Source organism: Halioxenophilus sp. WMMB6, from assembly GCF_033283405.1.
Classification (GTDB): domain Bacteria; phylum Pseudomonadota; class Gammaproteobacteria; order Pseudomonadales; family Cellvibrionaceae; genus Halioxenophilus.
Genome location: NZ_JAWMQR010000011.1, coordinates 38,408 through 51,970 on the forward strand (window position 1 = coordinate 38,408; position 13,563 = coordinate 51,970).

Annotated in this window: 8 protein-coding genes; 3 read left to right on the top strand and 5 right to left on the bottom strand. The window is 52.9% G+C overall.

Annotation, left to right across the window (positions count from 1 at the left end; all coding sequences use genetic code 11):
* Positions 1–54 precede the first annotated feature (54 nt).
* The gene (locus SBL51_RS20460; RefSeq protein WP_317933012.1) at positions 55–486 is read right to left on the bottom strand and encodes a DUF4124 domain-containing protein; all 432 of its coding nucleotides are present in this window, start codon (positions 484–486) and stop codon (positions 55–57) included.
* Between the two features lie 466 nt (positions 487–952).
* Here SBL51_RS20460 and SBL51_RS20465 point away from each other — a divergent pair, with 466 nt between their 5' ends.
* Complete coding sequence (locus SBL51_RS20465; protein ID WP_317933013.1) at positions 953–2,689, top strand: acetolactate synthase 3 large subunit; 1,737 nt, start codon at positions 953–955, stop codon at positions 2,687–2,689.
* A gap of 2 nt (positions 2,690–2,691) precedes the next feature.
* A complete protein-coding gene (gene ilvN / locus SBL51_RS20470) occupies positions 2,692–3,183 on the top strand; it encodes an acetolactate synthase small subunit (protein ID WP_317933014.1) in 492 nt (163 codons plus the stop codon).
* Between the two features lie 87 nt (positions 3,184–3,270).
* On the opposite strand, the gene SBL51_RS20475 is transcribed toward ilvN, so the two are convergent.
* The 4 genes from SBL51_RS20475 to SBL51_RS20490 form a co-directional block, all read right to left on the bottom strand.
* Positions 3,271–5,919, bottom strand: coding sequence for an AMP-binding protein (locus SBL51_RS20475; protein ID WP_317933015.1), 2,649 nt, complete (start codon positions 5,917–5,919; stop codon positions 3,271–3,273).
* A gap of 81 nt (positions 5,920–6,000) precedes the next feature.
* On the bottom strand, positions 6,001–7,029 hold the full coding sequence (hppD, locus tag SBL51_RS20480) for a 4-hydroxyphenylpyruvate dioxygenase (RefSeq protein WP_317933016.1): 1,029 nt from the start codon (positions 7,027–7,029) through the stop codon (positions 6,001–6,003).
* 676 nt (positions 7,030–7,705) lie between these two features.
* Positions 7,706–10,696, bottom strand: a complete 2,991-nt coding sequence (locus SBL51_RS20485) for a non-ribosomal peptide synthetase (protein WP_317933017.1) — start codon at positions 10,694–10,696, stop codon at positions 7,706–7,708.
* Positions 10,697–10,754: 58 nt separating this feature from the next.
* Positions 10,755–11,939, bottom strand: coding sequence for an acyl-CoA dehydrogenase family protein (locus SBL51_RS20490; RefSeq protein WP_317933018.1), 1,185 nt, complete (start codon positions 11,937–11,939; stop codon positions 10,755–10,757).
* Between the two features lie 144 nt (positions 11,940–12,083).
* Here SBL51_RS20490 and SBL51_RS20495 point away from each other — a divergent pair, with 144 nt between their 5' ends.
* Positions 12,084–13,559 carry an AMP-binding protein gene (locus SBL51_RS20495; protein WP_317933019.1) on the top strand — a complete coding sequence of 492 codons (1,476 nt, stop codon included), beginning with the start codon at positions 12,084–12,086 and terminating at the stop codon, positions 13,557–13,559.
* Positions 13,560–13,563 lie beyond the last annotated feature (4 nt).

A 13,563-nucleotide genomic window follows, 5' to 3' on the forward strand; every position in this document is an offset into this window, starting at 1 on the left:
CCGAGGCGTTTTGCGTTGCGAGGTGTGCGGTAATTGCTAGGCGGTGTGCGCAGATTACTCCACGCACTCCTGATCGAGGATGTTTTTGAACTCCACCTTGCGCTCAGCCACTTCGGATTCGCTCAGGAAACGGACTTTACCATCGGGCTCGGTGATCCGAATGCGGGCAAAGCTGTTGAGGGCTTCCAGGTTTTTGCGGGCGTTGTCGCAGCGCGCCTGGTCAATCTGGGGTTGTTCCGGCTCGCTGGCCTCATCTTTCTTGCTCTGCTCGGGAGACTCAGTCTGATAGTCCACCGGTGAATTGCCCGGGGTCACTTCGCTGCGTACACGCTCGAAGTTGGTAACCCCCACTGGTGGGTGCTCGGAGTAGTGGACTATGCCTTTGTCATCCTGCCATTTGTAGAGAATGGGGCCGGCATGAACCATGGCAGTGAATGATAGAGCGGCTAAGCTTGCAAGCAATCGGGATGTACGGTTACCAAACATTTATTCTTCGGCCTTGGGCTGGAATGATCAAAAGGGAATGCAGTTGAAATGATCAAAAGGTAATGAAAATGTGCCTTTAACTATAGCTGCTCATTGACAAGTTGAGTACCGAGTCGTTCGTTGAAATGTGCGTTGGTTGTAGTTTGCCCCCGGAATACTTGACATTGACGAATATTTCACCACAATTGCCGGTTCCCAAGATGGCGCGTAGGTCAAGTCAACCCACCCTCGACCCAGCCTACCCCGGGTGGGTCAAAATCCCACCTCACCATCCTCCAGCGGACAGCTGTGTTATCGGCACAGGCTATCTGCAACACTTGGCTAAAAGCCTATGGTCGCGGGCGAACTCCCGCAAACTATTTACACTTACTGATACCTTGGCTGAGTCCCAGTGGGAATTCTCAGCCTTTGCTGCTTTCAAAAGCGCACTAAATTCAACTCCCAATTTGTAAAGGGGTATTCAACCGTGGAAATGCTTTCCGGTGGAGAATTGCTCGTTCGAGCCCTGCGGGATCAGGGCGTAGAGCATGTTTTCGGCTACCCAGGCGGGGCGGCCCTTCATATATACGACGCAATTTTTCAGCAAAAAGATGTACAACACATTCTCGTGCGACATGAGCAGGCCGCTGCCCATGCCGCCGACGGCTATACACGAGCAACCGGCAAGGTGGGTACGGTGCTGGTGACTTCTGGCCCTGGTGCCACCAACACCATTACCGGTATTGCCACCGCCTACATGGATTCGATTCCCATGGTGGTGCTCTCGGCCCAGGTGGTATCCAGCAAAATTGGTGAGGATGCCTTCCAGGAGACCGATATGATCGGCGTCTCCCGTCCGATTGTTAAACACAGCTTTGTTATCACCGACCCGGTTGAGATCCCAACGGTCATTCGCAAGGCGTACTACCTGGCGGCTACCGGCCGACCGGGACCGGTGGTGGTTGATATTCCCAAGGATATGACCGACCCGGCACAGAAATACCCCTACGATTTTCCACAGTCGGTCAAAATCCGCTCCTACAACCCGGCCGAGCGCGGCCACACCGGCCAGATCAAAAAGGCGGTGCAGCTGTTGTTGGAGGCCAAGCGCCCGGTTATCTACGCCGGTGGTGGTGTGGTACAGGGCAACGCCAGTGAACTGCTGACCGAGTTGGCGCAAAAGCTTAATTTTCCAGTGACCAACACCCTGATGGGGCTGGGCGCCTACCCCGGCACCGACCGTCAGTTCCTGGGTATGTTGGGTATGCACGGCACCTTCGAGGCCAACACCGCTATGCATCACAGCGATGTGATTCTGGCGTTGGGTGCCCGTTTTGATGATCGGGTAACCAATACCCCCAATAAATTTTGCCCGCACGCAAAGATTATTCACGTCGATGTCGACCCGGCCTCTATCGCCAAAACCATCCCGGTGGATGTCCCCATCGTGGGTGCCGTCGATAGTGTGTTGTCTGAGATGCTGGCGCTGGTCTCAGCGGCCGATGCTCAGACCAACACCAAGGCCATTGAGGAGTGGTGGGCACAGATTGAGGTGTGGCGTGAGCGTCACGGCCTCTATTCCGCCAACCGCTTCGATAGCAGCGGTGAGGTGTTAAAGCCCCAGGAAGTTGTGCAGATGCTGCACAAGGTCACCGGCGGCGACGCCTATATCTGTTCCGATGTAGGTCAGCACCAGATGTTTGCCGCCCAGTACTACCTGTTTGATAAACCCCGGCGCTGGGTTAATTCCGGCGGTCTGGGCACCATGGGCTTTGGCCTGCCCGCCGCGATGGGGGTGCAGTTGGCCGAGCGCGATGCCTGTGTGGTCTGTATCACCGGTGAAGGTAGTATCCAGATGTGTATTCAGGAGCTCTCCACTCTGCGCCAATACCATCTGCCAGTGAAAATTATCTGCCTCAACAACCAGGCCTTGGGCATGGTGAAGCAGTGGCAGGACATGCAGTACAGCGGCCGCTACTCCGAGAGCCTGTATGAAGAGTCGCTGCCTGACTTTGTGAAGTTGATGGACGCCTATGGCCACGTGGGCATGCGTGTGAGCAAGCGGGAAGAGCTGGAAAGCAAAATGCGTGAGTGTTTTGCCATGAAAGATCGGGTGGTATTTATGGATATCGCCGTTGATCCCACTGAACACGTTTACCCCATGCTGGTGGCACCCAATGGTTCCATGCGCGATATGTTGTTAAGCAAGACGGAGCGAACCTAAGCATGCGAAGAATTATTTCGATCCTCATGGAGAACGCGCCTGGAGCTTTGTCGCGGGTGGTTGGCCTCTTCTCCCAGCGCGGTTACAACATCGAGACCTTAACGGTGGCGCCCACGGAAGACCCAACCCTGTCGCGGTTGACCTTAACCACCATTGGTGACGATCACAAAATCGAGCAGATCACCAAACACCTCAATAAGCTGATTGATGTGGTGAAGCTGGTGGATCTGAGTGAAGGCGCGCACATTGAGCGCGAGCTGATGCTCATTAAGATTCGCGCTACCGGCAGTCAGCGCGATGAGATCAAGCGCAGTGTTGATATTTTCCGTGGCCAGGTGGTGGATGTGACGCCCAACGCCTACATCGTGCAACTGACCGGAACCAGTGACAAGCTAGACGCTTTCGTACAGGCGATTGGTGAGTCTTCGGTGATGGAGGTGGTACGCAGTGGTGTTTCGGGTATCTCGCGTGGTGAGAAGGTATTGAGTATCTGACCGCTGTTGGCGGTTTAAGCCGGTGTCAGGCGGTGGTGGCTCTCCGGCCAGCACTGCCCCTTACCGGCTTACTTGGGCGCCTCTCGGCTAGTTGGGAATATGAGGGTTGTCTTTGGGCAGGTAGGTCGCCAGATCATTGGCCAGTGTCTGCACGTTGGGCTGCTTTAAAATTCCCAGGTGGTTGCCCGGGGTCGTTTTGATCTTCAGATTGGAGAGGAATCGGCGCCAGCCTAGGTCCTTGCCAATCGGCTCCAGTGGCGAGCGGTCCTTGGCTCGATAGAGAACAACGGGTTCGTGGAAGGGGTCAGGCACGTAACGCCGAATGATAATTCGACGTGCCTTGGCGGCGATATCGTCACCGTTATTGTTAGCGTCAATGCCAGCCTCTGGCGGCACTCCCTTCCTATCGATTTTCGAGTAGACCTTTTTTATCAATAGGTCGGGCCGGAGAATGGCAGTACGGCCGATAGAGACCAGTTGGTGCAATATCGATTTGTGCCCGTAGTTCGGTGTCCAGGTATCGAACATGCCGATAAACTTCACCTCTTCCCCTTCCGCCATTAATATGCGTGCCGCCTCTAAAGCGACCATGCCACCAAAGGATTCCCCGCACAGATAGTAGGGCCCTTTCGGTTGTATGGAGCGCACTTCCACCAGGTATTTTTGGGCGATGGTTTGTACGTCAGCCAGCGTCTTGAGGACTACGTTGAGGTCGCCGGTCGCCAGCAACTCCACCTCTTCCTGGAGAAAGACACCAAACACCGGTGTGTAATCGGGTAGGGCTTGTGCCAGTTCACGGTAGAGCAGTACACCGTAGAAGCAGAACAGGGGTAGTGCACTGCCCCCTTTCAGCATAAACACATTACTGAGCTTGAGTGCCTGGTCGGCATTGGCGAGCAGCTCGGCAAGAGAGCGAATGGTTGGGCGTTGTAAAAAGGCCTGAATTGGCAGAGTAACATTCAACTCTTTTTGTATTCTGGAGACCAGAGTTGCAGCCCGGATGGAATCCCCGCCGAGATTGAAAAAGTTATCGTTCACACCGATCTCTGTTGATTCGAGCGCCTCCTGCCAAAGTTGCAACAGGGTGGCCTCAATATCAGATTCGGCAGCAACAAACTCCTCTTCACGAATCAGCTGACTTTGCGTGGGCGCGGCAAGGGCTTTGCGATCCACTTTCAGATTGTGGTTGAGGGGCAGCTTGTCGATGCTGACAAAACCCACTGGCTGCATATAGTCAGGCATTTGGGTGGTCAGGTATTGGCGAATTTCCGCTACCTGCCCGGCATTAAATTCTCCCACTAAAAAGCCGTATATGCGGTGTGTACCTGAGTCGTCTTTGAAGCTCATGGTGACGGCATCGGTGATGTGGGGGGCTTTGCGTAGTTGCGCTTCAATTTCAGCCAGCTCAATGCGGATGCCATTAATGTTGATCTGAAAATCTTCGCGACCGAGGATCTGTAAATTGCCGCTGGGGTCCAGTCGGCCAATATCGCCGGTACCGTACCAGCGTTCGCCATCAATGATTTTGTACCGCTCGGCGGTTTGCTTTTCATCCTGCCAATAACCGAGGGTGATGCCATTGCCGGAGAAGTAGATCTCGCCTTTGTCGTTGGCGGCAACAGGGTTGAGATTTTCGTCCAGGATACGCATATCAGCCCCGGCGAAGGGGGTGCCCACCACGGTTTGTGGTAATGTTTTGGGGGCAAGCACGGGGTAACGGCAGCCCATTACGGCCACTTCGCTGCAGCCGTAGACCGTGAACACCTCCGCATTGGGGAAGTAGTTGCCGATCTCGTTTACCACCTCCACAGGAATTAAATCACCGCCACTGGAGACGTGAATAATATGTTCGAAATCTTTGGCCGAGAGATCTCGCTGTTTAAACTCACGGAACAGGGTCCGTAGCAGGTTGGGGGTGAAGTGAAAGGTGTTCGCCCCTTTGATGGTTTGAATCAATTTGTTGGGATCCAGTACTTCGCTGCGCGACAACAGCGTGATATGGCCGCCAACACAGAGTGGTACAAGCAGTTCCAATAAGTTGATACTGAAGGTGAATTTGGCAACAGAAATCAGCCGGGTTCGGTTGTTGAGGCCCAATTCGTAAATGGCGGAGGCAACGTAATGCTTAAGGTTGCCACAGCTGCCAACTACGCCCTTGGGGTTGCCGGTGGTGCCGGAGGTAAAAAAGATGTAGGCCGGATCGCTGTTGTTAAGTGGAGCATCTGGATTTTCTGGCTCGGCATCTGAATCGGTTGATGTCAGTGACTCGGAGATAAAGGCGGCCCGGTCGCGGAACTCCTCGGGTAAGAGCGCCAGGTTATTCGAGTCTGTCAGAATGATGGCAGGGTCGAGTTTTTCCAGCAGGTACTGAATGCGGCCGGCGGGAAAATCCGGGTCCACAGGGGTATAAATTGCCCCAGCTTTCATTATGCCCAACAGGCTGATCACCATATCGACATTGGGCTTTACAAATAAGATGCAAACTTTGCCGCGGCAATCTTGGGCCAGTAGGGTTTTAGCCAGCCGATTCGCTTGGTTGTTCAGCGTTTTGTAACTGGTACTGGTTTCGCCGTAGGTTACGGCTACAGAATCCCCCTGCTTGAGTGCAGTCTGCTCAAACAATGTGATTGGGTTAGGCTGAACTGATGTCTCCACCGGCTGTTCTGCGGGGTGGACTCTAGCGGTTCGATTCTGGACGCTGTTACCAACGCTGCCACTACTATTGGATGCATACATCAAGTCGGACTCTTCACCGGGATGGAAAATGCAATAGGGCAGGTGATATACCTGCCTAGCTCCTTGAAAATCGTGCTGAGACTAAACTAATTTTCCCCGGCGTATCTGGTCCAGTTCGATTGATTCGAACAGGGCTTGAAAATTGCCTTCGCCAAAACCGTCGTTGCCAATTCGTTGGATAAATTCAAAGAAAATAGGCCCGATGCTGTTTTGTGTGAAGATTTGTAGCAGGTAACCGCCCCCCTGCGCCTCACCACCATCGATAAGAATTCTCTGATTTTGTAGCGCGGCAACGTCCTGGCCGTGGCCGGGAAGGCGGCTGTCGATCATTTCGTAGTAGGTGTCTGGGGTATCCTGGAAGGGGATGCCGTTGCTCTCCAACTGGCCAACCGTATTAAAGATGTTGTCACTGAGTAGGGCTATGTGCTGAATACCTTCACCATTGTATTCACGCACAAACTCGGCAATTTGTGACATTTCGTCCTTGGATTCATTCAAAGGAATGGTTACCGAACCATCCGGGCTCCGGATGACTTCGCTGACTAGGCCGGTCGCCTTGCCATCAATATCAAAGTTGCGGGTTGAGACAAAACCGAACACCTTCTCGTAGAAACCTTTAACGCGATTGATGCCACCAATCCGCAGGTTGTGAGTGAGATGGTCGATGGCAAGAATGCTGTTGCTCGACTTTTGATGGAGATCTTTATCAAAGTCGAAGCTGGCAAAGAGTTTGGCTTCATGCTCTTCATCCACCAGATAGATAATCGAGGCGCCAACACCCTTAATGGCCGGGATGGATAAATCGGGGTTGTTAACTGGCTGAGCACCTAGCCGCAGTGCTTGTGCATAAGCAGCCATTGAGTCCTTAACCTTGAAACCCATGGCGCTGGCCCCGCGAATATGTTGCTTGCGAAAGTTCTCCGCGGTGCCGCCGAAACTTGGGTTGGATATGAAAAAGACTTCGTTGATGTTGTATAGCGTTTTATCGCCTTTGGGGTAGACGAAGAAGCCCATTTTGCGGAACAGAGTGTCCAACAAGTGGGGTTTGCTGCCGGAGAATTCGAGGAATGAGATACCTTGAATCGCCACTGGATATGATTGACTGGCCACCCTTAAAACCTCCATGTTGTCTGTTAAGACATTAACTGTAATGTGTGCTGCTCATACTACGCTAAACGACATGTCTTAGCTGGCAGCTGAAACAAGCTGAGTGTGCAACCACTCTTTGGTTTTTATTGATCTTGAATCTTATAAACCTGCTTCGCACTTGCTGATGGCATATAACAGGGCGATTTGGATGCCGATTACCGCCAACTACCTAACTGCTATCTTAAATGGTGCGCCACTCTGTACCTCTGTCTCAGACAATCCGTATGTCTGATGGACAGTCTGGCTACTGTTGTACATCGCTGGGTTTAAATCACACCTAGCTTATTCATACTTTCTGCCAAGTGACGTAGGGCTAATCTATTGGCCGACCACTATTTTGTATGTGGACTTTGGAGGCTAATTGCGGCTGACTCGAAGAGAATCCAGTGCTCTTATTTTTGTCGCCTATTTGTTCGTTATGCTGTCACTTGTGGTTGTTAATTAGTACAGGTTTTAGAGTAAAGAAATGTAAATATACGTCAATATGTGTATATTTCAAGCCTTGTTAATCTTTTTAATAACTAACTTCTCGCTACCTATGCTGCATGGTTTTAAGAGAATATTAATAAGGATTAACTATTATAAGGGTAGGTTAATATTCTTTTTGCCTCTTTAAGTAGCTGCTATTTTTTCGGGTCTACGTGAGGCTGACAATTTGTTCCAAAAAGGCAACTATCTCCCGGTTTAAGTTTGCGTGAATTTCTGTCACTGATTTCCCATTTGGGCTCTCCAACTGCAAGATTTTATCTTCGTTGGCCTGAAAGACGGTGACATTCAGATTGCTCCGGTCGGTACCGAACAGGGTATCGACAATCACGTTGTTAAAGCGACTGACCAGTTTATCGTTGTAGAAAATCTCATTCAGCAGTGCATCGAAAGGGTACATGCGCAGCGCTTTGAGGGCGGGTTCGCAGGCAATCACCTCTTCGTAAATGAGGTCGCTGCGCGCCATGGCTTCGTCGAAATCGCGAATGGAGCGGGCCAAATGCTCTGTGTGGGTGGCCTTGGGGTCGATGCCGGTGATGATGGGCACCAAATTGACAAACATGCCCACGGCGGGCATCTCTTCACTGTCTCTGCGGGTGGCCACATGGACGCAATAAACAAATTCAGTGCGTCCAGACTGCTGATACAGGGCGTAGGTCAACGCCGCCATAAAGCGCGTGATTGGCAGGTGGCTTACGGTTTGCGGCAGCGTATGTTTACCGAGCAGCGGGTGTGTGTCTGTGGTGTGGTCAAACTCGAACAGTGGTTGCGATTGCAGTTGCGGAAGTAGTTGCAGCAGTTTCTCTGCCAACAGTTTGGCGGGCTCCTTAAAGTAGCCGGAGCTTATCTTACGATACTGGTCGCGGGCGAATTCGTTGTAATCCAAAATGTTGGACGGTAGTGAGGTGCTCTGCCCCTGTTCGTTATTGGCGTAGATTTGCGCAAACTCCACGGCCAGCCGCCCCATCGAGTTATCGTCAGCGGCGATATGGTGGGCGGTTAGCTGCAGCACCTCACTGCCATCGTCAAGTGGAAAGATGATAGCGCCAAGCAGTGGGCCCTTTTGCAGGTTAAATTTGATGGCTTGCTTGTGGAGGGTATTTGACTGCCCCGGTTGAAAGGTCCACAACTCCTGCAACCGGATAATGGGTATTTGATCAGTCTGGTATTGGTTCTCCAGCAACTCAAGATGGGGTTTTTTCATCTTGATGTTGGTGCGCAGGGTAGGGTAGTGCTCGACCAGCTGTGCAATGGCGGCCCGCACCTGGTGGTCTTCAAAGCCGTTGGCGCTTTGCAAATATCGGGTACAGGTGATGGAGCTGTCCTTGGTGGTGAGCAGCTCACGGAAAAAGAGCCCAACCTGACCTTGGGTTGCGTAAACTTCCACACTCTCATTTGCGGGTGTGGTAGCAGGGGCTAATTTGGCGTCGATAAATTTGGTAAGCTGGCCGTAGGTGGCATTGCGATAGATATCGGCCACCTCCACCTGTGCTTTGAGCTCTTTGTTGATTTTCATCACCAGTTGGATTACCAGCACGCTGTTTCCGCCCACCTGGAAAAAGTTGTCGCTCGCATCTCCAGGTGGCACCTCTAAAAGTGATGCCCATATCTCTGCCAGGGCATGGCTGTCGGTTGGTTGGCTTTGGCTGGTTGGCGCAGGCTCCATTGCCGTCAGCTGCTTGCGATCAATTTTGAAGTTTTCCGTTACCGGTAACCGCTCTAGGAAAAACCACTTGGCGGGTTGCATGTAGTCGGGCAGGCGGGATTGTAGATGTGTTTGCAGCTCGCCGGCGGTTATCGGTTGCCAGGTGGCAACATAAGCACGCAGCTCCCGCTCGCCGCCAGCGGTTTCAATCGCCAACAGGCAGGCTTCGCGCACCTTTTCATGGCTGAGCAGCGCCTGTTCAATTTCACCCAGCTCAATGCGAATGCCGCGAATTTTTACCTGGGTATCCTGCCGCTGCAGAAATTCCAGATCGCCGGATTCGGTAATGGCAACAAAGTCTCCGGTTTTGAAGTAGCGGGTGCCATTGATGGTAACAAAGCGCTCGCGGGTGGCTTCCGGGTTGTGTCGGTACTCCATGGCGATACGCGGACCGCTCATGTAGATCTCGCCTTCTTCGCCGGGGCCTACGGGTTTGCCCTCGGTGTCGAGCAGCAGCTGCCCCATGTGCGACACCGGCTTACCGATTAAGACCTTGGGCTCACCCGTGGCCGGGTAGAAGTAGATATGGCTGAGGCCGAATATTTCGGTGGTGCCATAAGCGGTGCCTAAAGTAGCATCGGGAAAAGCGCTGCGCAGGGTTTCGATATCGCTGGGGCGGAAGGTGTCACCACCATACCAAACCAAGCGCAAATTGTTGACTGGGCCATCCGCTGATGGGGTGTGCACCAGAGTATTGGCCAGGCTGCGCAACAGTGCCGGCGGGCAGTGGAATGCCGTGCATTGCCGTGCTTGATTGGTCAGCCAGCGCAGATCTAAAGCCTCGCGAGCGTCCAGAATCAGCGTGGTGCCACCCTGCACCAGTGCAGCCATCATCTCCAGCATGCTGATGCTCCAGGCATAGCGGGCGATGGAGTTGAGCGTGTCGTCGGCGCTAAAGCCGAGGTCTTGGCTGGGGTAGACAATAGAGTCGCGTAGCGCCTGGGCGCTGCCGAGAACCCCTTTGGGCACGCCGGTGGTGCCGGAGGTAAAAAAGATACAGGCCGGGGCCTCTAAGCGCCGCTGCGGTGGCTGGAACTGAACCGCTTGGCTGGGTGGTTGGATAACCAATGGCGTCGTGCACCAGTTGCTTACACGTACCTGCAGTTCGCGGGTGGTGAGTGCCACGCGGCACTGGGTGTCGTCAAATTTCTCTGCCAGTTGTTGATCGGGGTGTTGTGGATCGAGTGGCATATAAACAGCGCCAACGCGAATCGAGGCAAGCAGTGCGGGGATGATCTCGGCACAGGCCGGCACCACCGTAGCAACAAAATCACCGGGTTTAACACCGGCTTCGGCCAGCTGAACAGCGAGATAATCCACCCACTCCGCCAGCTGGCGGTAGCTGATCGCCTGCTGGTTGAAACGGATCGCTATTTTGTCGGGAGTGGTGCTGGCGTGAGCAAGAATGAGGTCATCAAGAAAAGTGTTGTCGTCCATAAACCGGTATCAATTGACTGGGTAAACTGTGTGAAAGTGCTGCGGGCTGACCAGTAGGTCAATAATCTTCCTTGGAGGTAGCCAGTCCCATCAGATGTTTGCCATAGGTGAGAGAGGCGATGTCGAAATCGGTTTGAGCATGGTTGCCACAAATATGAATATCCCGAAACAAACGCTGCAATTCATTGCTTCTGAACCAGGCCCCGCCACCGGCCGCGGCAAATAGCCGATCGACTGCCGCGATCGACATCTTCACGCTGTAAGCTTGGTGGACCCGCCAGTTTAGTACCTGTTCGGGGTCTGGCTTTTTGCCTGCATCACAGCCGCTATCCATTTCACGCCAATCCTTGCGCAACAGCTCGATGGCGGCTGTAACCTCACAAGTTGACTCCGCCAGCCGCATGCAGGCCGCAGCGGATTCAGCCACTCTGGCGGCGGTGTAGGCTCGCACCCGATTGCTGGTCTTCTCTTTAAAAACGGCGAGTGTGCGACGGGCGATGCCGGCGGCCACGGCCGCGAAGCCCAGTGAAAATACTGGCGAGTAGGGTAGTAAAAAGATTTTGCCTGGGTGCACGCCAAAGCCTTTGCTCATGCCAACGTTGAGACCCAGGAGTGATTCACAGCGGTGCGCCGGGACAAAGATATCGTCTGCCACCAGGGTCTTACTGCCGGTGCCACTGAGCGCAGCAGAATCCCAGTCTTCCATAATGGTGTAGTCGGAGCGGGGGATGAGCGCATAACAGGGGCCGGGTTGGCCAATTTCATTCACGCCCATGTAGCCAACAACGGCCCACTGTGCATGATCGCAACCCGACGACCAGCCGAATTTTCCCGATAAACGAATGCCGCCATCGGCCTCCTGGTACTTGCCCATGGGTGCCACCGAGGAGGAGACCAGTGTTGCTGGATCCGCTCCCCAGACATCATCCTGAGCCTCTTTTGAAAATAGACCCAGGCCGTGAGAGTGGTTGGCGAGCAGCGAGCAGGCCCAGGCGGTTGAAGCACAGCCTTCGGCTAAGGTCATGACGCATTCGGCGTAATCGCTGATGTTCAGCTCCAGGCCGCCATAGGCTTTGGGTTGTAGCGCCTTAAAAAAGCCGACACTTCTCAGTAGTTCGACGTTGGCTTTGGGAACACTGGCGCTCTCTTCGGCCTGTGTGGCATTGCTGCGCAATTGGGGAAGCAGCTCCTTGATATGCTCCAACAACATAAACCCTCCTTTGATGCTGCCCGGATGAGACATGGATATGCTCTTTGGTCGGCTTTGATTAAAAGCGTGGCGTCACACACAATCGGCCATGCTATACTTGGCGCTGATTTTGGCAAACGGCGCGCCGTTATACTACAGGATAGCCAAAAGGAGAACACTCCGCTTTCTGGTGACGTAATGGATTTACAAAAGCTGATCTTATCATCAATGGCCAATCCGTCGGCACTCTATTCTAGTGATGGCACGGCCTATCTCAAAAGCCGAGCAAGTTTTTTAAAAATTTGCGAGAGCCTTAAGGCGGTATCTGATGCGGGTGTTACCGTAGTCGGTATCCGGTTGCCGAAAGAGCCCGAGTATCTGTTATCGATGTTGGCTTGTATGGCGCTGGGGCTGGCCTATGTGCCGCTCTCTGAATCCTTTCCTGAAAGCCGAATAGAAGAGATAAAAGAAGATTCTGGTCTGGGTTTGATTATCGATCAGGCCTTTTTGGCGAGCGCGCTACAGCAACCTGAAAACCCTGCTGTTCTGCATAAATTACCAACACTCACCGGTGAAACTCCGCTTTATATTATCTTTACCTCAGGTAGTACCGGGAGGCCCAAGGGTGTGGTGATCTCGCGGCGGGCATTTATTGCTTATTATCAATGGCTCGATGGTTATCTGGCCGGGGTGAATGCCGATGACCGGGTGCTGCAGGTTACCGAGTTCACCTTCGACATCTCACTGATAGATCTTATTCTGTTGCTTACCAAACGCTGCTCGCTCTACTTCACCGGCTTTAATGGTGCCATCTTTAAATTGGCTCAGGAGATCGCTGACTACCAGATCACCACGCTTAGCACGGTGCCAAACAACATTAATATGATGTTGGATAAATTTATTGTCTCGAAGGCGGATTTCACCAGCCTGAAAGAAGTAATGATTGGTGGTGCCCGATTCAGCTACGGCCTCTATCAGAAGGTGCAGGCCCACTTTCAGGGTAAGTCAATCTCCAATTTTTACGGGCCGACCGAATTTACCATCTACTCGCACGCCAAGAAAATTCAGTTCGATGAAGCGCTGGATTGCGAAGATCATAACGTCGCCATAGGTACTCCCAACACCGAGGTGCAAGGGCATATTTATCGGGATGGGCAATTTCAGCCGGCGGGGGAGCGCGGGGAATTGCTGCTCTGTGGCGCACAGATAATGTCGGAGTATATTAGAAACCCGCAGAAAACCGCCGAGGCCTTGGTGGTTATTGATGGCGTGCAATACTACCGCACTGGCGACCTGGCCTACTGTAATCCCCGTGGTGAATTTTTTGTGGTCGGCCGTATGGACGATACCATCAAGTACCGGGGCTATCGTATCAATCTGCTGGATATCGACTCCTACATTGCCAAGCTGGCCTATGTGCAGGATGTCACCACCATCGCTGTGCCCGATGAAATTAAAGAGAATATCACCGTCTGCTATCTCATCCTCAAAGGTGATGCACCTGAGGCTATAACGCCGGCTGTGATTAAAAAGGATCTAGCCACACATCTGGTGGAGTATCAAATCCCAGAGAAGATTGTATTCATCGATCGATTCCCAACGAATGTCAGCGGCAAAGTGTGCAAAAAACAGCTGCTTGAGATTTATCAAAGCAAAACTCTCAGACCTGCGTAATTTA